This window comes from Cutibacterium sp. (genome assembly GCF_030525615.1).
Lineage (GTDB): Bacteria > Actinomycetota > Actinomycetes > Propionibacteriales > Propionibacteriaceae > Cutibacterium.
Genome location: NZ_JAUNEJ010000004.1, coordinates 155,533 through 178,217 on the forward strand (window position 1 = coordinate 155,533; position 22,685 = coordinate 178,217).

Here is a 22,685-nt window from a genome sequence, read left to right on the forward strand (position 1 = left end):
GAGGTCGCGTGAGGTTCGTGGCGGCATCGTCACCTTCTTCACAATGGCCTATATTTTGGCCCTCAACCCGCTCATCATCGGTACTGCGGCGGACAAGAACGGCAAGCTGCTCAATGGGGATCCGAAGTTCCTCGATGCTGCCGGCACCACCCTCAACACGGCTGGCATTGATGACAACAAGATGATGGTTATGGCAGTCACCGCTTTTGTGGCGGCGATTATGACGATTGCCATGGGTATCTGGGGACGATTCCCGATGGGTATCGCCGCTGGTCTTGGTATCAACTCCTTGCTGGCCTACGTCGTTGCCCCGACGATGACATGGTCCCAAGCAATGGGCCTGGTGGTGTGGGAGGGTGTCCTCATCCTCATCTTCGTCCTCACTGGAGTTCGGGAGATCATCTTCCGGGCGGTTCCGAACTCTCTGCGCTCGGCGATCAGCGTCGGAATTGGCCTGTTCATCGCATTCGTTGGGTTTGTGGATTCCGGTGTCATTCGTTCTGGTTCCGGAACTCCCGTCACCTTGGGTGTTGGCGGCAGTTTGGAGGGCTGGCCGATTTTGCTGTGCCTGTTCGGATTCCTGCTGCTCGTCGTGTTGCACCAGCGGCACGTCAAGGGGTCCATGCTCATTGCGATTATTGGTACGTCCTTGCTCGGCGTCATCATCGAGGCCATTGCTGACGTGGGACCGCAGAGCGACAAGAACCCCACTGGCTGGGCCCTCAATGTTCCGCGGCTGCCAGGAGCTGCTGATTTCCGCTGGCCCGATCTGGGGTTGTTGGGTCAGGTTGATCTTTTCGGTGGTTTTCTCGCCGATGGCCACTTCCGTATTGGGGTATTCCTGGGAACGCTGCTGGTCGTCTTCTCTCTCATGCTCGCCGATTTCTTCGACACCATGGGAACGGTTGTCGCCATTGGTGACCAGGCCGGCATTCTTGACGAGACTGGCAATCCTGAGCACCTGAGGGGGATTCTCGTCGTCGACGCCGTTGCAGCCGTTGCTGGCGGTCTCGGCTCAGCCTCCTCGGCCACCGGTTACGTCGAGTCGGCTGCCGGGGTAGGGGAGGGGGCTCGAACGGGTATCGCCTCCATCGTCACCGGCATGGCATTCCTGCTGGCGATGTTCTTGTCCCCAATCGTTTCGATCATTCCGTCGGAGGCTGCCGCACCGGTGCTGGTCTTCGTCGGATTCCTCATGATGGCCCAGGTCACTCACATCGACTGGAAGCATGTCGAGGAAGGTCTGCCGGCCTTCCTGGGCATGGTGCTCATGCCATTCGCGTACTCGATCACAACAGGTATCGGTGCTGGCCTCATCATGTTCTGCATCACGAAGACCATCGCTGGCAAAGCGCGCACAATTCATCCGCTGTTGTGGGTTGTCGCGGCCCTCTTCGTGATCTACTTCGCTCAGTCTTTGCTCATGAGGCTGTTTGGTCAGATGTGAGGCGAGTGGAGGGGACCGTACCGATGGTGTCTGGTTGCCAGACCGCGAAGAGGTCTGGCACCGGGCGCCCCAGGTCGTCGGCTAGATTCATCCATCCGGGATATGAGTTGAGGAAGTCGAGGACGCTATCAGCCTCAGCTCGTCGCTCATCCGGCACGATGTCAGTTAATGCTCGTCGAGTAGCCAAGACCTGCCCGATGCGCGCATAACCGATTTTCATTCCTGGTGCCGGGCGTAGCGGAATCTGCGGGTCGCCAACCATGAGCCGCTTGATGGAACAGGTGCTGGGCAATCCGACAGCCGCAAGGTCGAAATCAAGTTCATCGAGTCGTGCCACCGACATCGAGATCTCAATCCATCCATACGACAGGTGGGTCAGCCACTCGTTGACCAGACGCCAGCACCGCCCCAGACGATCAGGCTCGATGTACCGGCCACGAACAAGGTCCTCGACGTCATTGGGAGTCGGCCATCCCAACGGCAGCACCGGGGCTTCGACATTGGGCTTGTAGAGCGGGTGGAATGGGCTTCGCCAACTGGATCGTCGGTGGTGATGAACAGGCACGCTGAAAGCAGCTTCGGCCCAGGTACGTAGCTTCGTCGCGAGGCGCTCGTCAGCCCCAAAAATGTCGCGAACTTCGTCGATCGCGATGGCGTTGAGTCTCAACCCACCCATGGCGACAGATTATTCGATGTCGGAGGTCGGCATAAGGTGTAATCCATGAATCCACGCTCCAGACAACACATCGTCAGCGGGGTTCTCCTTGTCCTCGTACTACTCGTTGTGGTGGGAGCTGTGCTGTGACAGATGGACCCGGCATGGCAGGATGTCTATTTGTGACACGACGACCCTGGCCCCGACGTTTGCGCTGCGCGAGTGCGCTGGTGGCCATGGGATGTGCCTGGGGATTGGCCGTAGGCCCGGCCGCCGCCGTCGATCTGACTATCACGGCGGACAAGAAGCTTGGTAACGCTGTCGGAATGGCCGCCGATCTTGACAATGACTGGTACTGGGTCACCGATGGTTCGTCGGCGACGGTCGAATCTCTGCTTGCCCTCGACAAGACAGGTAAAGAAGTCCATCGCGTGAAGTGGGAGCCGGATCTCCACGACGTCGAGGCGATGTCGTGGGCCAATGGTGTGCTTTACGTCGCAGACATCGGAGACGAGAAAACCACGCGTTCCAGCATTCGAGTAGTGTCTCCCACCTCGACGGCTGCCGACCAATCCACCTATTACGAGTGGATGTTCACCTACCCCGACGGCGCCCACGACGCCAAGGCCTTGGCAGTCAGTCCGAAGGGGTCTTTCTACGTCGTTACCGACGGGCCGCACCCGGCGATCTACCGTGGTGGCCCGCAGGCCAGTCGCGAGGAATCCAACCCGCTGGTCAAGGTTTCCGACGCGCCCACAGGGGTCAAGGACGCTACCTTTTTGCCAGATGGGTCGCGGCTGGCTGTGCTGACCGACCGCGAGGTTCGAGTCATGGATGCCTACTCGTGGAAGACAATCGCCAACACAGCGTTCTCAGGCGGGCAGGCCATCACCACCGACACCACCCAGAAGACCTTGGAGATCGCAACTGCGGACAACAAGGTTCAAGGAATCGACTTTCCGACCACGCTGACCTCGATTACGCCGACCCCCACGCTTTCCCAAAGCCCGAAAGCAGCAGTCACTCACGGTAGTGCCAAGCCCACCTCCAAGGCCCGCTCGGGTACTTTCATCGCGGTGCTCGGAGCAGTCGCGGTGGCGCTGTGCGCAGGCGTGGTGACCTTCGTACACGGTCGCTCCCAGGACACCACCTGGCGACCGCGTTAGTCGCGGTGTTCCAGTAACCAATCGAGGCACGCCGTCAATGCTTCGATGTCTTGCGGCTCGATCGAGCTGAAGGTGGCAACCCGAATCTGATTGCGGCCCAGCTTGCGATAGGGCTCGATGTCGAGGATTCCGTTGGCGCGGGCACGGGCGCATAGCTGGGCAGCGTCAACCGACTCGTCGATGTCAATCGTCACGACTACCGGACTGCGCAGTGCCGGATCGGTGACGAATGGGGTTGTTAGCGGGTTGTCTTCAGCCCAGCGGTAGAGGATGCCTGATGTCGACGCGGTGCGCGACGCGGCCCAGGCCATGCCCCCCTTGTCCAGCAGCCAGCGGCACTGCGCCTCTAACATCACCAAGGTGGCCAGTGCGGGAGTGTTGAGAGTCTGATCGGCTCTGGAATTCTTGACCGCAACGCTGAGATCGAGCATTTGTGGCACCCACCGAGGCGAAGCAGTCAATCGTTGTGCGCGTTCAATCGCCGCCGGTGACAAAATCGCAAGCCATAATCCGCCGTCTGAGGAGAAGTTTTTCTGAGGTGAGAAGTAGTAGGCGTCGGTCTGTGCCACGTCTGCGGTGGCTCCTCCGGCAGCCGATGTGGCGTCGACAAGGACCAGAGAATCCTCGGCAATGCCAGCCGGCCGGCGAACCGGGGCAACGACTCCAGTGGAGGTTTCGTTGTGAGCCCACGCATATGCGTCGACCTCTCCGACCGCTTGCGGCAAGGCAAGTTCGCCGGGTGGTGCCTGGAAAACTGCGGGGTCAGCGAGGAAGGGGGCTTTCTGCAGGGCCGAGGAGAATTTCTTCGTGAACTCGCCATAAACCCCTGTCGCGGCGCGTTTTTCTACCAGACAGACCGTCGCCATATCCCAGAAGAGGGTGGCTCCGCCGTTGCCAAGTGCAACCTCATATCCGCCTGGAAGGTCGTAGAGAGCAGCGAGTTCCTCGCGGATTGCGGCGACGACATGACGAACAGGCGGTTGCCGATGGGAGGTGCCCATCACTGAACTTGGTTCAGACAGACTGGCTACCACCTCCCGCCGGATTCTCGACGGACCACAACCGAAACGGGGGTCGGAGGGCAAGAGGTCACTGGGAATCCTTGGCTCAGCCATGGTCTGATCCTCGCAGATCTTGGTTCATGTGAAACTCGAGTTCACGCTGTGACCATGTGGCAGTATGTGGGAAAGCCCGCTGCCAAGGAGGCACCGATGATTAGCCATATTGCTTCGCACCACGTCGTCGCCCGTGACGGAAGTGATTCATCGGCAACGATCACTGTCGAGGCCGGACGTATCACCAAGGTCAGCGAGGGCATTGATCCGCACGCCGAACTTGTCGATGAGTGGATTTTGCCTGGGTACGTCGACACCCACTGCCATGGTGGAGCCGGTGCCGATTTCACCGATCCAGACCACGATGCCGCATTGCGAGCTGTCGCCTACCACCGCAGCCAGGGCACGACGACTCTCTTCGCCTCCACAGTGACTGCTGCCGTTGATGACGTCGTGGAACAGATCGGACGGCTCCGTCAACTCTTCGACGAGGACGAGATTGCCGGTATTCACTTGGAAGGGCCTTTCCTCGCCGAGTCGCGCAAGGGAGCCCACGCCGTCGAGTTGCTGTGTGATCCGGACCCGGTGTCGGTGGACAGGCTCATCAAGGCAGGCGGCTCAGCTCTCAAGATGGTGACGATTGCTCCGGAGCGCAAGCACGGGTTGGAAGCTGTGGCCACTTTCAGCAAGGCGGGGGTCCATGCGGCGGTAGGCCACACCGAGTGCGACAACGCCACTGCCAGCGCTGCGGTCGACGCTGGATCTGACGTCATAACGCACCTGTTCAATGCCATGCCGTCCATCCATCACCGTAAGCCGGGGCCGGTTCCACCTATGCTGACTGACCCTCGTGTGGTTTGCGAACTCATTTGTGACGGTGTGCACCTAGCACCAGATGTCATCCGGATGGCCATCGCGGCTGCCGGCCCGCAGCGTATCTCCCTGGTTACTGACGCCATGAGCGCCACCGGTCAGCCCGACGGTGACTACATTTTGGGCAGCCTGCCGGTGAAGGTCGTCGACGGTCGTGCCCGACTGCTAGCCGAAGACGGTTCGCTGGGGGCGATTGCAGGGTCCACCCTGACGATGGGCCGTGCGGTCGAGTTCGTCACGTCTGTTGTGGGGGTGCCGCTGGGGCAGGCGGCCGTTATGGCAGCCACAACACCGGCCAAGGTCCACGGGTTGAGCGAGGTCGGCGTCTTGGAAGAGGGGCATTGGGCCGATATGTGCCTCACCGACGAGAAGGGCCATCTGGTTCGTGTTATCCGCCACGGCGAGTCCGTCTGAGGCGTATTTGAGCATAAACTTCCTGACAGGGGTCGCTCGGGCGTGAGTAACGACGCCCCTACGGTTTTGTCAGACAGCCTGTCCGATGGGCAGGTGGCCAGTGTCGTCCCTTGGCTATGAGGGCGAGGAAGAGGTGCATCGTGAGCAGCGAGCTCGTCGATACGACGGAGATGTATCTGAGGACTCTCTACGAGCTACTCGAGGAGGGTGTTGAACTACGCCGGGCGCGTATCGTCGAGCGGTTGCACCAGTCGGGTCCTACCGTCTCTCAGACGGTGGCTCGTATGGAGCGTGACGGTCTCGTGGTCGTCGAGTCTGACCGCTCGATTTCGTTGACCCAGGAAGGCCACGATATAGCCGAGACGGTGATGCGCAAGCACCGCCTGGCTGAGTGTTTGCTGACTGAGGTCATCGGCCTTCGTCCTGACTTGGTTCACGATGAGGCCTGTCGCTGGGAGCACGTCATCTCCGGTGAGGTCGAGAAGCGTCTCACTGAGATTCTCGACAGCCCCGATACCTCCCCGTACGGCTGCCCTCTTCCCCCTGAGCAGATCGGTCGTCGTCCAGATGATTCTGCTCGTTTCCGGGACGATTCCAAGCCCCTTGACGAGATCATCGCTGAGACTGGTTGCCCAGTCAGCGTGACCGTCACCCGGTTGTCGGAGTTCTTTCAGGCCACCGACGGCAACCTCGCTGACGTCTACGCCGCTGGTTTGCTGCCGGGTAAGAACATCGAGGTCGAGGACGACGCTGACGGCATTCGGTTGACGGGTAAGGACGGTTCGGTCGTCGTCGATCCGGAGATTCTTTCCGGCCTGTTCGTCGTTCAGAACGCGTGAGTCGTGGTGACAATGCCGCGATGACTGTGTCCCAAACCTTGAGGCCCAGTCAACTCCCAGATATGAACCAGATCGCCACGCTTTGCGAGGCAGGCTGGTATGACACCGCTGATTCCATGTTGCGGATGGTGCGCGCGTCGGAGTCCGACAATCCCCACGTGGTGCAGGCTGCTGCCGTGACCGCTGTTGCTCGCAGGGTGCTCGCCCTGGACGCCGAGGATTTCGAAGAGATCGGCAAGGTTTTGCCAGCTGACCTGCGCATACGACTCACCGACGCAGGGTTTCCGCACCATCCGCGAGCAGCGAAGAGAGGAGCACTGGGAGACCTAGTTCCCCTTTACGAGCTTTTGCTCGAAGTTCTCGACATTCGAATGCACCGTGAAGAGCCTCAGCAGGTCGTCGTGACTTGTCACATCTTGGCGGAGTATCTGGGGCAACTGGCTTGGCAAACGGTACTGGGAGACGGCGGAGATCCTCTCACTCTGCCCAGCAAGGTCGGCGAAAAGTGGGGAGGTGACGGCCAGGATTGTGCTCACACCTCCGCGATGAATGCGACGGCGCGCCGCAGTCTCCACGCTGCCCAGGGTGACGAGGAGGGCTACACCTCCTACTTGGACAAATTCCATTCCAGACTGGGCGAGGCCCTTGGGGTGTGCGCCATGAACCACGCCACCATCGATGTCGGGGAACGTCCCGACGTCGGTATTACCTGCCCACATCCGTGCCAGTGGGCGCTATTCGGCACACGGGAGGAACGCCGGTCCTTGGACGCTCGGGTGCGTCTGGCCCGCATATTCCAAGAATCTGGGCTGGTGGCCCTACGGCACCACGCCCCGGTAGGTCATTTCTTCGGGGTGCCATCAGGCAGTGAGATCGGCAATAGCTGGGTGGCCACTTGGAACAAGCTCAATGAGCAGTGGGCAGACGGCTCCAATCCAATGCTGGACCCCTCGGCCCCGGGATACGACGTCGATGTGTCCAATGAGGCGCTGCCCGGCCTGTCTCGTCTGGTGTCGGTCATTGCTGCCAGGCCCATCCATGCCGGCCATCTGCTGCGTGATGTGGGCGCTGCGGCGATTGCCGAAATGAGGGCCGCGTGACGCTGCGCTCGGTGTGACGATCAGGTCAACGCGGAGGGGATGGAATACGCTAGGTACCGGTGCTGTTGCACCTGTGAGCCGGGGCGCCACGGCGTTACGGTCAACCGAACCCAAGCAATTACCGGGAGGTACAGCGTGGCTACCGTCGCATTGACCAAGGACAACTTCTCCTCGACCATCGATTCCCATGATGTCGTCCTCATCGACTTCTGGGCGTCGTGGTGCGGACCGTGCCAGCGTTTCTCGCCCATCTACGAGGACGCCAGCGAACGGCACACTGATGTGACCTTCGCCAAGGTTGACACCGAGGACCAGCAGGAGCTGTCCGCTGGACTGGAGATCACCTCCATTCCGACGATCATGGCTTTCCGGGCCGGTTACCTCGTCTTCCGTCAGTCTGGCCTACTCCAGGGCCGCCAGCTCGATGAACTCATTGAGAAGGTCAAGGGCATAGACGTCGAGGATCTCAAGAAGCAGGCTGAGGCTCAGAAGCAGAGCTGAAACTTTCCCATTCCCGCCAAGATGTGCGGGTCCGGGGCCGACAGCAGGGTGATAACGTCCTGCCGTCGGCCCCTTTTACGTCATATGTGATTGAGGGGGTCCTAGCGCCGAGCGCAGTGGCGCGTCGGTGTGACATCCCATTCATAGGAGTTGTCCGTGACATCGAGAATTGAGGTTGCCGAACTCGTCGAAAAGACCCGACCGGCCGGCCCGAAACGCCGCATTGGTGTGGTGGCGGCGGTCGCCACTCTGGGTTCCCTGCTTTTCGGCTACGACACCGGAGTCATTTCTGGCGCACTTCCGTTTATGTACTTGCCACATGGTGCTGGCGGTCTGGCCCTGACGGTCGGCCATGAAGGTGCTATCGGAGGGACGCTGACTCTGGGCGCGGCCTTCGGCGGACTCATAGGGGGCATGATGAGCGACCGGTGGGGGCGTCGTCATAACCTCCTGACCCTCGCTGTGCTGTTTATCGTGGGTGCCCTTGGTACAGCTGCCGCCCCCAGCGTATGGGTGATGTACCCCTTCCGGGTGGTGCTCGGATTTGCGGTGGGTGCGGCCTCAGCAACGGTGCCGGTCTATCTGTCAGAGACCTCCCCGAAACGGGTGCGCGGTCGTATCGTCGCTCTGGACCAGTTCATGATCGTGTTTGGTCAGCTGCTGGCCTTCTCCGTCAACGCTGCCATTTCTGCCGCACACGGTGGCCCAAGCCTCACGGTGACGGCAGACCCGTCAGGGCGACTGACTCCCGGAACCTATCCCTGGGACAAGCTGCAGGCGATGACGACTTCCCACGGCGGAACGATGACCGACGAGGCATTCCACACCTTCCTCACCCAGCTGTCGGTGTCTTCGGGATCTGGCGGAGCTTGGCGTTGGATGCTTGTGGTGTGTACTTTGCCGGCCATCGCCTTGTGGATCGGCATGAGGAAGATGCCGGAGTCCGCTCGCTGGCACCTCAGTCACGGCCAGCTCCGGGAGGCGATTGCCTGCCTCAAGCAGGTTCGTCAGGAGGGAGTTGACGAATCCCTGGTTGACGAAGTTACCGAGATGGTTGAACTCAACGGCGAGGGCGGCAGACTGACCCATCGTCAACAGTGGGCCGTCGTGATGGAATCTCGCTGGACTCGACGCTTGCTGCTGGTGGGTGTCTTTCTGGCTGTGGTTAACCAAACTACTGGCGTCAACACCGTCATGTACTACGCGCCGAAGGTGTTGGAGTTCGCTGGTATGAGTACCCAAGCGTCGATCATCGCCCAGGTGGCCAACGGCGTCATGTCTGTCATCGGTGCCGGTGCTGGTCTGTGGCTGATCGAGCGGTTCAATCGTCGTCACCTGCTGATCTTCGACGTCACCGCTGTCGGTGTGTGTCTGCTCGGCATTGCCGCCACTTTCGGATTCGCCATTGCTCCCCATGCGGGTGAGGGGGTGCCGAAGTGGGCACCTATCCTCGTACTGGTCCTGATGAGCGTCTTCATGCTCATCGTGCAGTCCACCAACGGCACAGTGGTGTGGACCATGCTCGGCGAGATGTTCCCAACCCGGATGCGCGGAGCCATGAATGGTGCTGCGGTCTTCTGCGGATGGCTGGCCAATGCGACGATCACCTGGACCTTCCCAGCCATGATGGCGGGACTCGGCGGAGCCGGGGCCTACCTCACCTATGGCATTGCCAACCTCGTCATCGCGCTCATCCTGGTCAAGGTGATGCCGGAGACGAAGGGACGCTCACTGGAAGAGATCGAGGTCGAGATGAAGCAGCGTTACGCCTGAGGGCGGCTTCCTCGCCCATGACTCGCTGTCGTCGGTGTGCTGTCCGATACTCAGGAGGCCACCATTGATGCCGTCCTTGATTATTACGGGGGTATGGGTGGGCGTAGGCTCAGCGAGCTTACCCACAGCGAGGCTCCATGGCGCGAAGCCCGAGAAGGGCTTGCAGACGATGACCCCGGAGAGGCTGTCATTAGCCGGGACACCATGCGCAACACCTACACGGTGCAGAGCATTCACGGTGTTGGGCCGCGGCGTTTCGGCGGGGTGGGAGAGTACGAATCCCTCGACCGAGGGGATTTGCTGGACACCGCAGATACCTTGGCTAAACGTTGGGGCCATACCTTGGAGCTGCTCGCGCAGTGACCATAAGCCTCACCCTGAGCGACGTTCAGGGGATCTATCGGCGCAGCATTGCCGCAGGTGAGTTGCGCGACCCATCAGGGTTGGCCCGCGCTGTTGAGTCTCCGTATGTCACAGTTTTCGGTGGCGACGCTATCTTGTAGCTTTGCCAGAGACTGCTTTTATGGCGGCCCCGATAGGATTCGAACCTACGACACATGGTTTAGGAAACCACTGCTCTATCCCCTGAGCTACGGGGCCCTGCCAGCGAAAGGCCACACCAGCCTAGTCCGGTGTGGTGGTCATGGCCAAGCCTGACCTTAGCTGGACCCACTTCGGAGCGGGAAGGCCGCGTAGCTAAGTCTGGTGGGGATGAGGGTTCCGTCGGGGTCGCAATGACTGGGTTGGAGTAACCGTCCACTCCGTCGTGCCGCTCCAATCCTCCTCGATAGACTTGCAACGTCCGTCAACCAGCAAGGGGAGTAAGGATGAGTGAAGAAGGACTTGAAGCCGCACGCCAGAAGATGACCGAGGCAGGTGTCGATCCCGTCGCCATCGAGGTATTCACCTCCTACTACCACCAGCTCGAGACCGGTGACACCGGACTCATTCGCGAGGACACCATTTCCCCGCTGACAGATCCGCCGATGCTTGCTGACGTCGAGGTCAGCGAGGCACAGGCCGCCGAAGCCCTTGACAAGACCGTCATTATCAAGCTCAACGGCGGCTTGGGAACCTCGATGGGCCTAGACCGCGCGAAATCCCTGCTTGAGGTGCGTGACGGGAAATCCTTCCTCGACATCATCGCCACTCAGGTGCTCTCGGCGCGCAAAGAGTTCGGTGCCCGGCTGCCGTTGATGTTTATGAACTCCTTCAACACCCGGGAGGACACCCTTAAGGCCCTCGAGAAGTACCCTGACCTGGCCGTCGAGGGATTGGACCTGGACTTTCTGCAGAATCAGGAACCCAAGCTCGACGCCAGGACCCTAGCCCCGGTGAAGTGGGAAAAGGACCCCTCACTGGAATGGTGCCCGCCGGGCCACGGTGACCTCTACACCGCCCTGCTGGGTTCCGGTGTGCTCGACAGGCTGCTCGCGGCCGGGTTCAAGTACGCCTCGGTGTCCAATGGCGACAACTTGGGAGCTGTTCCCGATGGCCGTCTGGCTGGCTGGTTCGCTGCTTCGGGTGCTCCTTACGCTGCCGAGTTGTGCCGTCGCACCATCAATGACAAGAAGGGGGGTCACCTGGCCATCCGCAGGTCTGATGGTCAGCTGATTCTGCGCGACACAGCCCAGACTGCCGCTGAGGAGATGGATTACTTCACCGACGAGAACCGCCATCCTTACTTCCACACCAACAACCTGTGGTTCGACCTCGAGGCCCTCAAGAAGGTCCTCGACCAGCGTCACGGTGTGATGGGTCTGCAGATCATCCGTAACGAAAAGACCGTCGACCCGAAGGATTCGTCCTCGACCCCGGTCATTCAGATCGAATCGGCCATGGGCGGCGCAATTGAGGTCTTCGAGGGAGCCACGTGCATTTGTGTGGATCGCTCCCGGTTCCTGCCGGTCAAGACGACCAACGAACTGTTGTTGCTTCGCTCCGACGTCTATGACCTCGACGATTCAGCCCACCTGGTCAAGACGACTGAGAACACCTGTGCGGTGGACCTTGACAAGGAGTTTTACAAGAAAGTCGGAGACTTCACCGATCGCATTCCTCAGCCCCCGTCCCTGCGCAAGGCCACCTCTTTGACAGTGAAGGGAGACTGGACCTTTGGCTCGAAGGTTGTTGTCGAAGGAGACGCTAGCCTTAGCACCGAGAAGCCCCAGACGATTGCTGACGGCACCGTGCTCACCGGCGAGATTTCCGGTGAGAAGTGACGCCTGACAAGCAATGTTGGGAGGCGGTGGCCGCAGTCCTCACGGGACAGCGGCTCACCGCCCCTGACGAACCTGGTTGGCAGGCTGCCGACCTGGTGGAATGGCTGGATGAGCAGGGCTGGTCTGCCTCACGGCTGGTGCAGCGACGTACTGAATGTCAACAAGCCAGGCGTCCGTGGCCCGATCCGATTCCTGACGATCTGTCCAGCGGACTTGAATTCGCCCGCTATGCAGCGGTGCTGGCCGAGGTTCGGCGGGTCGCTGGGCTGGACGGGCTGAGTGCGACAGTTCATCGCGGTGCGGTGGTCATCGGGCCGGAGGAGGCTCGTCTGTTGGCCGAACGACCGCCACACAGCGTATTGCACTGAGTCAATTCACTGAACATGGCGGTGGCACGTCACTGACGGTCACGTCACTGAATTGGGCGAGAACGCAGCTCGTCACGGATCTCGATGAGCAGTTCTGCAGTGGTGGGTGCAGCCGGCTCCTCCTTGGTGCGCTTGAGTTTCTTGGTGGCGATCTCCACAGGTTTGATGAGTCCGAAGTAGATAACGAAGGACATTACGAAGAAGGAGATGACGTCGGTGATGAACGCCCCGACGTGAACCCCGCCAGGGACCCAACCAGAGAAGTTGGGTGTGCCGCCAATCTTGCCGAGAAGGTCCATGATGACTGCGGTGAACGATTTGACGACGGTGGAGAATGCGCCGCCGAGGATGAATGCCACGGCGAGTTCAATGAGGTTGCCGCGCATCAGGAAGTCCTTGAACCCTTTCACGGGGCTCCTTTCAGGTTGAGTGTGCTGCCCGATGACCTCGGGCCTGTCGAGAATCGTAACGGGACATCACAGGCGCGGCTAAGCCTGTTCTCGTCAGGTGGGAACTCACTCCACAACCAGTCCCAAGGGCTGTCCCTGGCCAGCAACGGCGATCGTCGCAGCGTCCGCTGACCCGGTGGACACCACCACCAATTCCGTGGACGGGGAACCTTCCACGAGTCCGCCCCTGCTGGTCGGCAGGCTGCGGATAATGGCACCACGGGTCAAGACACGTGGAGTTCCGTCCTCGCCGGCGGATACCACAGACACGCGCTGGCCCACCTGCAACATGGCGACCATGGATGTGTCGGCCAGATGAACCCCCACGAGAGCCTTCCCGGTTCCGACGCTGGACCCGGACAGCACCGCCGAGGTGGTCAGGATTGTCCCCTCAGTGATGCGAGCCGATGCTTGGCGTCCTTCCACCTGAGCAAGAGTCGCCGTCTCATGGGGGAGTACGGCTGGGTCTATGCGGACGGTACGCAGGTCAGAGCGCTGAATGGTCTGTCCACCCTCAATGGGATGGGCGGCGACGATGACGTCTCGCCCAGAGGACGTGGTGGCCATTCCGGGAGACGCCGCAATCACCACCGCGAGTGCTGCGAGGAGAGCAGCCAGCCCCCGTCGATGGCGCGCGACGAGGATGTGCAGACGGCGGCGCATAGTGGGCTTGTGGTCACGGGTCGATGTCGGTCGTCGAGGGTCCTGGGAGTTCTTCGATGTCAGTCTCACACCAACAGTTATCGTCGGGGGAGACGAAATCATTCAGTTTTCCACAGGGCAATTTTTATCCACAGACGGTCTCCGGTCTGCCCGGGCCTCACGCCGCACTGTCAGAGGTCTTCGTCGTTGATGAAGACGAAGACGCCGATTCAGTCTTCGTTGAGGAAGAATTCGATGAAGACGAGTTCTCGGAGGTAGCCGCCTCGGAAGCGCCCTTGGTGTGGTTGTCAGTGGAGTAGAAGCCGGGTCCTTTGAAGACCACTCCCACCGCGCTGAAGACCTTGTGCAGCTCGCCTTCACAGGTAGGGCAGACGGTCAGCGAGGGGTCGCTGAACTTCTGCACAACCTCAAGGTCACGTCCGCAGTCGTTGCATCGGTATTGGTAGGTGGGCATGATCTCCTCGTTCCGGTCGTTGTCGGGCGCCTGTCGAATGATAGGCGCCTGCCGGGTACCAGGAAACTCCGTGCCGCTTACTGACCCAACAAGTGCAGCCCGGTCGGGGCAAGAGCAGCGGTGACAGGCTCGTCCCACGAATCGTGCGGGACCTCCTCGACGATCTCGTCATCATCGACGACCGCCCACACCGGAACGCCAGGGGACCGCTGGGTAAGGACGCGGTCGTACCAGCCGCCGCCGACACCGACCCGGTAACCCGCCCGGTCGACCAGTAAGGCTGAACACAGTACGACCTCCGCTTGTGCGATGGCTGAGGCGGGCAGGACCGGTGCGACTGGTTCAGGGATCTGCCACAGTCCAGTGCGCACGTTCTTGCTGTCGTACCACGCCCAAGCGGGTTCGTGGAGGGGACGACCGTGACCGTCGGTCAGAACAGGAGCGAGAACCTGTTTTCCCATGGTGACGAGGGTGTCTGCTAGCCCAAGGGTGTCCGGCTCGTCTCCCTGAGACAGGTAAAGGGCGACTTTGTGGGCCCACAGCAGGCGACTCATGGCGTGTTCGGTGCGTCGATCATCCCGGCTCATTCGGGTTCGATGGTCCACGGTCGCCCGGCGGGCACGACAGCGGCGCCGAAGCTCCTGCTTGCCGAGCTGAGGATCGTAAGGGTCCTCATTGGCAAGGCTGCGGTGCGTCATCACGCCCTCATGCTATGCCCCTCGCCGAGTCGCTGCCGGGCAGACAGTGCAATGACCTCTAGGGTGATGACATGGCGTTGTTCCATAAAAAGAAGCAGGTCGATGTCCCGGAGCCTGAGGAGGAACCTCTCAGCCTGCCGGGAGCACCGGAGACGGATATGTCCGGGCGTCGTTCAATCGGCGATCATCGCGATTACCTGTGCAGCCTCGTGCAGGCTGTCCCTCCGGTAGCCATGGATCTGCCGCGAGCTGTTGGGCTGGCAGTCTGTGAGGACATTCACGCCCCTCATGACGTTCCGGTGGTGACGACCGCAAGTATGGACGGCTACGCCCTCGATTCTTCGTCTACCAGAATGGCTGGTCGTCCCGGTGCCCTGGAGGTCCAGGTTGACCGTCATCCGCCCACCCCGGTAACTCCGGGCACTGCTGTACGCGTCATGGCCGGGTCGCTGTTGCCGGAGGGTACCGACTGTGTCCTGCCTTTGGACCTGCTCGACGTTGACGGTGACATCGTGTTGTTTTCTCCAGTCAAGAGGTGGGCCGGGACCTGCCTTGCCGGTTCGGACTATGGCACCGGAGAGGTTCTGGTGCGCAATGGGACGATCTTGCACCCCGGGATCATTTCGATGCTTGCCTCGGCAGGAATTGACGAGGTTTTCGTCAGGCCACGTCCCAAAGTCACCATCATCGCAGTGCGTGCGGATGAGGATCAGCGCGCGGAGATCGAGAGGCGTGCTCTGGCCAACGGCGCCCAAGAGATCGCGTCCCTCGACGCGACGGCTGCAGCCATCGAATCGGCCACCCGAGCCCTCGACGCTGATGTGACTATCACCTTCACCAACACCACGAGCGACACGGAAATAACGCGGTTGGTGACGAATGCCGCTCATGGTGCTGATCTGGTTCTGGCTACCAGCGACCGTATGGCTGATGGGCAGCAGGACCTTGTGTCGTCGATATTGCCGCGGATGGGCGGTACCGACTTTGCCAGAATTGCGATGGAGCCGGGGGCCAATCAGGGGTTCGCCCTGATCGACCCGAGCTTGGTGCCCCTCGTCGTCTTGCCGGCCGGTCCCGGACCGGCTCTCATGTCATTCCTGGCTTTCGTGTGTCCCTTGCTGCGCAAGCTGTCAGGACTTCCCCAGGCTGACGTGATTAGGGCCGAGACCGATCGACCGATTGCCCGGCACCCAGACTCCACCACTTTCGTTGCAGCGCGTCTGGCTCGGGTGGGGGGTCGCCCGGTGCTGAGTCGAGCAGGAATGGGAGATGTCACCCACACGGTTGACCTGGCAATGGCCGACGCGATCGCCGTCGTTGAGGCCGGCGATGAGCCAGTTCCAACGGGTATGCCGTTAATGTGCTGGCGGTTGAGGTGACGCCATGAGCACATCTCGTCTGCCCTGGGGGGTGACGATGCCCCGCCGTCACCATTGGCCGGTGACATTGCAGGCTGGCGGGGTGGTTCTGCGTCCCATGCGGCGAGCTGACGAGGTGAGATGGACGACGACGCGCGAACTGGACTGGGACTGGCTTGGCCCTTGGGAAGCAACCAAACCACCGGGGTCCCACGAGCATGTCGGTGGATATCTCGCGATGATCGCGAAAAACCGGAAACGTGCCAAGGAGGGCAGCAGCCTGCCGTGGGCGATTGGGTGGGACGACAGGTGGCCTGAACACCCGGCGATCAACCGCGCCACCACGCCGCTCATTGGTCAGTTGACGGTGTCGTCGATTTCCTTGGGATCAGCAATGTCATGCTCGATGGGTTATTGGGTGGCGTCGGCCCATGCGGGCAAAGGTGTCGTGCCGACAGCGGTGGCCTTGGCGTGCGACTACGTCTTTGGGGTGATGGGATTACATCGAGTCGAAATCTGCGTGCGTCCTGAGAACACCAAGAGTCTGCGAGTGGTGGAGAAACTCGGCATGACAGAGGAAGGGCTGCGGCCCGCTTACCTGCATATTGACGGCCAGTGGCGCGATCACCGGGTTTTCCGTCTGCTGGCTGACGATTACCCTGACGGTGTGTTGCGTCACTACCTCACCAACCACCTTTTGCCGGGGTCCACCCTGGGAGCGAACGAGGCTTAAACAACATTGTTGTAATTCGTTTCCCGACACTCCGCGTCTGGTGCGCGCGACGCGCCGAACAAGGCCCGTAGCGTTTACCTCGTGCAAGCCGTCCAAGCCCTTCTCATCGCCATTGTCCTCGTGGGATGGATCGCCTATCTCGTCCCCATGATCGTCAGTCACCGACGTTCCCACGAGGTTCCTGACGATCAGCGCGATGATTTTCCCGACACCATGAGCGTGGTGTCTCGAGGCTCCTGCACGGTCACTCCTGACGAGATCGATGAGGGGCCAGAGGTGGAGTTGTCCACCCCCTACACCAGGTCGTATGCCCGTCGAGAATTGAGGCGTTCCTGGGCGGTGGCAGCTAAGCGACGGATGGTGACCATGCTGGTGTTGCTGACCTTGACGGTGCTCTTCACGGTGCTTGCCATCGTCGGGGTCACCCCGTGGTGGCTGGTGGCGGTCTTTGGTGGTCTACTGGTCGGTTTCTTCGCGGTGGCGCGGTGGTCCGTAGTCGCTATGGGGAAGCGTTTTGATCGCCGCTACGCGCTCATTAACGAGGGATGGGACGAAGAGACCGTTGTCCTGGAGGTGAAGACGGAACCCTTTCGTCCCGGTAACGAGTCGACCTCCTGGACAGTCGATCTCGGTCGTCCAGTGACCACTCCGGAAGGTTCGTTGTGGGACGACGTGGTCGTTACGGCTCCCACCTACGTCTCAACTCCTCTTAGCGCCCGGACAGTTCGCACGATCGATCTTTCCGCTCCCGGGCCGGTTCCCGGCCAGGTCGACACCCCGGTCGTTGCTGAAGAGCCGGTCGAAGGGTGCGAGGAGGAGCAGGTTTCGCAGATTCACGAGGGTCCTTCTGGGGTCGTTCGAGCTGCGTCAGCCTGAGTACTGTTTCAGGCGAGTATCCACGAACGAGGTCTTTGACGGCCTGGTTGTGGTTGCTGGTTGGGCGTGGGCAGGGTTGGCGCAGGGGAGTCTGCCAGATGAGGCTGTGAATATCGATGGCTCAGGGGGTGTGTGGCTCCCGGTGGGAGAGCAGGAGCAACCCGGAACGGGAGAGGTTCACGCTAGCCAGTCGGGGAGTGACGCGGGTCGCTCAGATGTGGTAGCGTAACCGCGTTGTTGGGGCATTGGCGCAGTTGGTAGCGCGTCTCGTTCGCAATGAGAAGGTCAGGGGTTCGAATCCCCTATGCTCCACCGGTTTCACTCTGCTGTTAATACATTTTGGCGGCAGAGTGGATTTTGTTTTAGGGAGGGTTTTGCCCTAGGTGTAGTCGTGCATGACGTTGCTGACGCCTGTGGGTAATAGAGTGGCGGATGGCTGGAACACGTGCGTGGCACAGCGTCGGAGTTGGGCAACGTGGCCTACGACGTCACGGTGACTACTGGACGCCGGCAGATTCACCCCTGTCTACATCCTCAAGTATGAACAGCCGTTTCCTTGGATTCAGTTGTGCCAGGTTTGCACGGCGCTGATATGTAAATGTGGCGCAACTTGACAGTAGGGGGAGGCCCGATCGCCACACCGTCACCCGTACACCCTCAAGCTCGAAGGACCCGACGGCTCACCATCGTGTCGAGAGGCTGCTCTTCGTGTCATTTAGGCACCAGCGTCATAAACCACGATACTTCGTAGCTACAACCAGTTCTTCTTATGGAAGACCACGTACAAGATCACCCCGGAGGCCACCATGATGAGCAGGCAGTACAGGTAGCCGTATTTCCAGTGCAGTTCCGGCATGTAGTCGAAGTTCATGCCGTAGATCGAGCCTATAAGGGTAGGCACGACGAGAATGGCAGCCCATCCGGAGATGATCTTGACCTCTTCGTTGGAACGCTGGTCGACCAGGGTCGCATTGACCGTCAGGATTTGGGTTAACACTTCTCGAATGTCAGTGATCTGGGAGGAGATCCGAGCCAAGTGGTCGGCGACGTCAGCCAGGTAGGCCTGCAGCTCGGGCGGGACTTGGTGCTTGGCTGACCCAGCGCGCAGTGCGGCGATGATCGGGATGAGCGGGTTGGTGGCGTGCTGTAGGTCGATGGCCTCGCGAGACAAGCGGTAGATACGTTCGGGGGCTGCGGAGTCCCCGCTGAAGACCTGCCTTTCAATCTGCTCGATGTCGAACTGGATACCGCTGATGACTGGGAAGGTCTGGTCAACAACACCGTCGAGGACGGTGTAGAGCACCGACTCTGGACCATGCCGCAGAAGCTCTGGAGAGCTGGGGAGACGCGGTGTCCACCTCAGGCTGGACAGTTCGTCAGGGATGCGCTGGACAATGACGACGACGCAGTTTTTCTGTTTGATGACCTCGGCTTCGACGAAGGCGACATCCTCCATCGAGTCGATGTAGAACGGCGGGTGCAGCACCAAGAACAGGGCGTCTCCGTGGCGCTCCAGCTTAGGACGCTGGTGGCCTTCCACCAGGTCCTCTGCCAGCAGCGGATCGAGATGCATGAGGTCAACAAGGCGCTTGATTTGGGTCCGGTTGGGGCTCTGTTCAACGATGATTCCCAGCCGCTCGGGATGGCCGTCGAGCCAGGACAGCGTGGTCTCAACATCAGGTTGATGTTCCGGATCTGCTGGAACTCCCTGCTGGAACCATTTGATGTCGACGACGCCAGGTTTAGTGTCGGCGATGGGTCCGGTCGCCACCGGCGAGACTCCGCCACGGGTCCTCGCGCTGGTCGACGCGGTGTTTCTGGGCTGAAACGTTGCTGCCATGGATCGCCTCCTCCGACATCTGGATCGCAAGCCTAGTGCTTACGGTGTTGGTCCCTCTCGGCACGAGGGTGTTTGTCGGCAGTGTCGTGGTCAACGTACATGCCAGGAGTATCGAGAATGATGTTCGTGCCTCCGGCCGCGTCGGACAGTTCATGGGGTGCCAGCCATTTGGCAAGGTGGTAGACGCCGACGGTGACGATGGTACCCAGGGCGATACCGCCGAGGGTGAAAGAGTCGCTGAACTTCAGCGAGACGTCACCGACACCGATGATGATTCCGGCCGCCACCGGGACGAGATTCACCGGATTGCCGAAGTCGACGTCGTTCTCTTTCCAGATCTTGGCACCAAGCAAGCCAATCATCCCGTAAAGGACCACGGTAATGCCGCCGAGGACACCACCTGGGGTCGCCGAGATGACGGCCCCGAACTTGGGAGAGAAACCAAAGAGGATCGCCACAATTGCCGCCACCACATATGCAGCAGTGGAATACACCCTCGTTGCGGCCATGACACCGATGTTCTCTGAATAAGTTGTCGTCGGACCAGCACCGAGGAAAGTGGCCAACACCGACGTTGCACCGTCAGCAGCCACGGCCCGCCCCACCTGATGATCGAGGTTCTTGCCGGTCATCTCGGCGACAGCCTTGACGTGGCCGGTGTTTTCGGCAATGAGGGCGATGACCACCGGCAAAGCCAGCAGGATGAAGGCCAGATGGAAAGCTGGCAGGTGGAATCCCACCACGTTGGTAGCCGCGTAATGGGACCCGTTTTGGGCCTGCGGCAGGTACTTCCAGGCGTCCAGGTTCGTCACCGGGGGCAGACCAATCCACGCTGACTCATGGACGGCTGACCAATCCACACGCGGGGCGACGCTGCCATCGGCGTGATGTAGTGGGCCAAAGACGAGGTCCTCAATCCACGACAGCACGTAACCGATGACGAGAGCCACGAAGATGGCAATGCGGGAGATGAATCCGCGCGGCCCCACCGACAGTGCAATGACGAGCAGCATGACGATGAGTGCGGTCCACTGGTCGGTGGGCCAATAGGTCTTGGCAACCACCGGAGCCAGGTTAAAGCCGATGAGCATGACGACAGCCCCGGTCACCGTCGGCGGCAGCACCTTGTGTACCACCCGTGAGCCGGCGGCCTGAATGATGATGCCGCAGATTAAGAGGGTTAGGCCCACGCACAACAAAGCGCCCGAAACGTCGTTAGGCCCGCCTCCTGACGCATAGATGGCGGTCGCTACCCCTGGGAATGCTGCCGAGGAGCCGAGATAGGACGGCACTTCATGCTTGGTGACGAAGATAAAAACGAGGGTGGCGACACCTGACATCATGACTGCCAGCTGCGGGTTGAGACCCATGAGGACTGGGAAGACGAAAGTTGCCCCAAACATGGCGACGACATGCTGGGCACCCAGCCCGACGGTGCGTCCCCATCCCAGTCTTTCGTCAGGGGCCACCACCTCACCTGGTCCTAGTACACCGCCGTTGTGCAGTTTCCAGATCATGGGCGTCCTTCCGGGTTGGTTCCCTTCCGGACTCTCAGCGTATCGTTTTGACGATCTCCGGCTTCCGGCGGCCGGTTCAGATCCAGGAGCGGAACCACATCCTTGCCAGCCATGCTTTCCGTGTCATGAGGCTGTCGGTGAGGATGGGGTAGATGAAAGCGAAATTGGCCGCAACCAAGGCCATGACTGTTCCGACGACGATCGCACCGATTCGTCGTCGATTGGTTGCTTTCGCAGGGCCAAGGATGTGACCGAGCCAGATGGCTAGGATCGTCACCGTAAACGGGATAATGCAGATGGCGTAGAAGAAGAACAGCGGGCGGTCGTCGTAGCGGAACCATGGGACCCATGTCGACATCATGGCGAGGATTGGCAGGGTGAATCGCCAGTCACGGGCGAAGATCCACCAGATCACTGCGGCCACCAGCGCTATCGCTGCGAACCACCACAGAACGGGGGTCCCGGTCGCGGAGATGACTCGCAGGCACGTGTCTCCGACGGCCTCGCACCCCTGCTCGCCAGGCTGGATGTCGTTCACGGCGTCTATACCGAGCGGACGCTGGTTTATCAGCCAACCTGACGGGTTCGCGGAATATGTGTGCGTCTGCGTCATCATGTAGCTGCCGGTGTGGAAGTCGTACATCTGCTGGTGGTAATTCCACAGGGCGGCTAACGGTTTTCCGATCACCTTGGACAGGCCCGGATCGGGGGTGGGGCCGACCCACGACGTGCCGAAGACCATGTGTGGATAGGCCGACAGCCATCGCGCCCACGTGGCAATGTAGACGCCCAGAGCCACGACGACCAGGTAGAGGAAAGCTGGTATTCCGTCGCGCAGGAAAGACCACCACGCCTTCCTGCCCGCACCGGCCAGCCGTCGTGCCGACCAGTCCCAGATGACCGAAACAATGCCCATGGTCGCCAGTACGAACGCAGAATTCCATTTCGTGGCACAGGCCAGACCGAACATGATTCCAGCCACTAGACGCCATGGCCGCCACCCCAAGACCGGACCAAAGACCCCCTCGAGATGGGGCTTGTCGATGGCACGAAGATGATCTGCCAGACGATGACGGAACCAGTCTCGGTCAGCTGCCACTGCGCAGACCCCTGCCACTAGGAAGAAGGCCTGAAAGATGTCGAGCAGTCCGACCCGGCTCATGACAAATGCCAGGCCGTCGAGGGTGAGCAGGATACCGGCAATGGCACCCACCATTGTGGAGCGGGAAAGGCGTCGAGCCAGCCGGATCGTCATAAGGACGAGCAAGGATCCGAAGACCACAGAAGAGAATCGCCATCCGAAAGAATTCAACCCGAATAGTTGTTCCCCCATGCCGATGAGCCATTTTCCCACCGGTGGGTGGACGACGAATTCGGCGTCGGGGGTCCAGATGTTCGTGATCCCGTTGGCGATGTCGGCATTGGCTTTCGCAGCGTCAGGCCAGGTGCCCTCGTATCCCTGCTGGAGCATGGTCCATGCGTCCTTGGGATAGTAGGTCTCGTCGAAGACGAGGTTGCGGGGGAAGCTGACATTCCACACTCGCAGCAGGAAAGCTAGTGCGGTGATGAGGGCCGTGACGACCCAGCTCGTGTATTCGTCTGTCATCCGGCCGTCGTCGAGACGTTCGATGGTCGACAAGGATCTTCTCGCTGCTGGCACAGGCCCATGGTAGAGGGTCGGTGG

General features: G+C 60.6%; 22 protein-coding genes and 2 tRNA genes. 14 read left to right on the forward strand and 10 right to left on the reverse strand.

What is annotated here, in order from left to right; translation table 11 throughout:
* The first annotated feature begins 43 nt into the window (after positions 1 to 43).
* The gene (locus Q4B98_RS07715) at positions 44 to 1,447 is read left to right on the forward strand and encodes an NCS2 family permease (protein ID WP_303196598.1); all 1,404 of its coding nucleotides are present in this window, start codon (positions 44 to 46) and stop codon (positions 1,445 to 1,447) included.
* On the opposite strand, the gene Q4B98_RS07720 is transcribed toward Q4B98_RS07715, so the two are convergent.
* Positions 1,422 to 2,123 carry a hypothetical protein gene (locus Q4B98_RS07720; protein ID WP_303196534.1) on the reverse strand — a complete coding sequence of 234 codons (702 nt, stop codon included), beginning with the start codon at positions 2,121 to 2,123 and terminating at the stop codon, positions 1,422 to 1,424. The genes Q4B98_RS07715 and Q4B98_RS07720 overlap by 26 nt on opposite strands.
* Positions 2,124 to 2,428: 305 nt before the next feature.
* Here Q4B98_RS07720 and Q4B98_RS07725 point away from each other — a divergent pair, with 305 nt between their 5' ends.
* Positions 2,429 to 3,268, forward strand: coding sequence for a hypothetical protein (locus Q4B98_RS07725; RefSeq protein ID WP_303196601.1), 840 nt, complete (start codon positions 2,429 to 2,431; stop codon positions 3,266 to 3,268).
* On the opposite strand, the gene serC is transcribed toward Q4B98_RS07725, so the two are convergent.
* Positions 3,265 to 4,383, reverse strand: coding sequence for a phosphoserine transaminase (serC, locus tag Q4B98_RS07730; protein ID WP_303196535.1), 1,119 nt, complete (start codon positions 4,381 to 4,383; stop codon positions 3,265 to 3,267). The genes Q4B98_RS07725 and serC overlap by 4 nt on opposite strands.
* A 96-nt stretch (positions 4,384 to 4,479) precedes the next feature.
* On the opposite strand from serC, the gene Q4B98_RS07735 reads away from it, so the two are divergent.
* The 6 genes from Q4B98_RS07735 to Q4B98_RS07760 all read left to right on the forward strand — a co-directional run bounded on the left by Q4B98_RS07735 (position 4,480) and on the right by Q4B98_RS07760 (position 10,186).
* Entirely contained in the window at positions 4,480 to 5,610 is a 1,131-nt protein-coding gene (locus Q4B98_RS07735) for an N-acetylglucosamine-6-phosphate deacetylase (RefSeq protein WP_303196603.1), read from the forward strand.
* Positions 5,611 to 5,726: 116 nt separating this feature from the next.
* Positions 5,727 to 6,449 carry a metal-dependent transcriptional regulator gene (locus Q4B98_RS07740; RefSeq protein ID WP_303196536.1) on the forward strand — a complete coding sequence of 241 codons (723 nt, stop codon included), beginning with the start codon at positions 5,727 to 5,729 and terminating at the stop codon, positions 6,447 to 6,449.
* A 20-nt stretch (positions 6,450 to 6,469) separates the two neighbouring features.
* Positions 6,470 to 7,549: a hypothetical protein gene (locus tag Q4B98_RS07745; RefSeq protein WP_303196537.1), complete on the forward strand. Its 1,080-nt coding sequence runs from the start codon at positions 6,470 to 6,472 to the stop codon at positions 7,547 to 7,549.
* A gap of 135 nt (positions 7,550 to 7,684) precedes the next feature.
* On the forward strand, positions 7,685 to 8,050 hold the full coding sequence (gene trxA / locus Q4B98_RS07750) for a thioredoxin (protein WP_303196538.1): 366 nt from the start codon (positions 7,685 to 7,687) through the stop codon (positions 8,048 to 8,050).
* Between the two features lie 156 nt (positions 8,051 to 8,206).
* Positions 8,207 to 9,823, forward strand: coding sequence for an MFS transporter (locus Q4B98_RS07755; RefSeq protein ID WP_303196539.1), 1,617 nt, complete (start codon positions 8,207 to 8,209; stop codon positions 9,821 to 9,823).
* 36 nt (positions 9,824 to 9,859) lie between these two features.
* Positions 9,860 to 10,186 carry a Panacea domain-containing protein gene (locus Q4B98_RS07760; protein WP_303196540.1) on the forward strand — a complete coding sequence of 109 codons (327 nt, stop codon included), beginning with the start codon at positions 9,860 to 9,862 and terminating at the stop codon, positions 10,184 to 10,186.
* A 161-nt stretch (positions 10,187 to 10,347) separates the two neighbouring features.
* Here the strand turns inward: Q4B98_RS07760 and Q4B98_RS07765 are convergent.
* Positions 10,348 to 10,423: transfer RNA gene (locus Q4B98_RS07765), tRNA-Arg, on the reverse strand.
* A 227-nt stretch (positions 10,424 to 10,650) separates the two neighbouring features.
* Between Q4B98_RS07765 and Q4B98_RS07770 the strand changes: the two genes are divergently transcribed.
* Together Q4B98_RS07770 and Q4B98_RS07775 are read left to right on the forward strand one after the other, a co-directional pair.
* A complete protein-coding gene (locus Q4B98_RS07770; RefSeq protein ID WP_303196541.1) occupies positions 10,651 to 12,045 on the forward strand; it encodes a UTP--glucose-1-phosphate uridylyltransferase in 1,395 nt (464 codons plus the stop codon).
* Complete coding sequence (locus Q4B98_RS07775; protein ID WP_303196542.1) at positions 12,042 to 12,413, forward strand: hypothetical protein; 372 nt, start codon at positions 12,042 to 12,044, stop codon at positions 12,411 to 12,413. Before Q4B98_RS07770 ends, Q4B98_RS07775 begins: the two co-directional genes overlap by 4 nt.
* Before the next feature lie 44 nt (positions 12,414 to 12,457).
* On the opposite strand, the gene mscL is transcribed toward Q4B98_RS07775, so the two are convergent.
* The 4 genes from mscL to Q4B98_RS07795 form a co-directional block, all read right to left on the reverse strand.
* Positions 12,458 to 12,823, reverse strand: a complete 366-nt coding sequence (gene mscL, locus Q4B98_RS07780) for a large conductance mechanosensitive channel protein MscL (RefSeq protein ID WP_303196543.1) — start codon at positions 12,821 to 12,823, stop codon at positions 12,458 to 12,460.
* A 105-nt stretch (positions 12,824 to 12,928) separates the two neighbouring features.
* Entirely contained in the window at positions 12,929 to 13,525 is a 597-nt protein-coding gene (locus tag Q4B98_RS07785) for an SAF domain-containing protein (protein WP_368492328.1), read from the reverse strand.
* 157 nt (positions 13,526 to 13,682) lie between these two features.
* Positions 13,683 to 13,979, reverse strand: coding sequence for an FmdB family zinc ribbon protein (locus Q4B98_RS07790; protein ID WP_303196544.1), 297 nt, complete (start codon positions 13,977 to 13,979; stop codon positions 13,683 to 13,685).
* 77 nt (positions 13,980 to 14,056) lie between these two features.
* Positions 14,057 to 14,677, reverse strand: coding sequence for a 5-formyltetrahydrofolate cyclo-ligase (locus Q4B98_RS07795; RefSeq protein WP_303196545.1), 621 nt, complete (start codon positions 14,675 to 14,677; stop codon positions 14,057 to 14,059).
* 71 nt (positions 14,678 to 14,748) lie between these two features.
* On the opposite strand from Q4B98_RS07795, the gene glp reads away from it, so the two are divergent.
* From glp to Q4B98_RS07815, 4 genes are all read left to right on the forward strand, one after another.
* On the forward strand, positions 14,749 to 16,056 hold the full coding sequence (gene glp / locus Q4B98_RS07800; RefSeq protein WP_303196546.1) for a gephyrin-like molybdotransferase Glp: 1,308 nt from the start codon (positions 14,749 to 14,751) through the stop codon (positions 16,054 to 16,056).
* A 67-nt stretch (positions 16,057 to 16,123) separates the two neighbouring features.
* Entirely contained in the window at positions 16,124 to 16,768 is a 645-nt protein-coding gene (locus tag Q4B98_RS07805) for a GNAT family N-acetyltransferase (RefSeq protein WP_303196607.1), read from the forward strand.
* A gap of 81 nt (positions 16,769 to 16,849) precedes the next feature.
* A complete protein-coding gene (locus Q4B98_RS07810; protein ID WP_303196547.1) occupies positions 16,850 to 17,644 on the forward strand; it encodes a hypothetical protein in 795 nt (264 codons plus the stop codon).
* A 239-nt stretch (positions 17,645 to 17,883) separates the two neighbouring features.
* Positions 17,884 to 17,956, forward strand: a tRNA-Ala gene (locus Q4B98_RS07815).
* A 439-nt stretch (positions 17,957 to 18,395) separates the two neighbouring features.
* Here Q4B98_RS07815 and Q4B98_RS07820 read toward each other — a convergent pair.
* The 3 genes from Q4B98_RS07820 to Q4B98_RS07830 all read right to left on the reverse strand — a co-directional run bounded on the left by Q4B98_RS07820 (position 18,396) and on the right by Q4B98_RS07830 (position 22,607).
* Entirely contained in the window at positions 18,396 to 19,415 is a 1,020-nt protein-coding gene (locus tag Q4B98_RS07820; RefSeq protein ID WP_303196609.1) for a magnesium and cobalt transport protein CorA, read from the reverse strand.
* Positions 19,416 to 19,516: 101 nt separating this feature from the next.
* Positions 19,517 to 21,001, reverse strand: coding sequence for a uracil-xanthine permease family protein (locus tag Q4B98_RS07825; RefSeq protein WP_303196548.1), 1,485 nt, complete (start codon positions 20,999 to 21,001; stop codon positions 19,517 to 19,519).
* A 76-nt stretch (positions 21,002 to 21,077) separates the two neighbouring features.
* Positions 21,078 to 22,607 carry a dolichyl-phosphate-mannose--protein mannosyltransferase gene (locus Q4B98_RS07830; protein ID WP_303196613.1) on the reverse strand — a complete coding sequence of 510 codons (1,530 nt, stop codon included), beginning with the start codon at positions 22,605 to 22,607 and terminating at the stop codon, positions 21,078 to 21,080.
* Positions 22,608 to 22,685 lie beyond the last annotated feature (78 nt).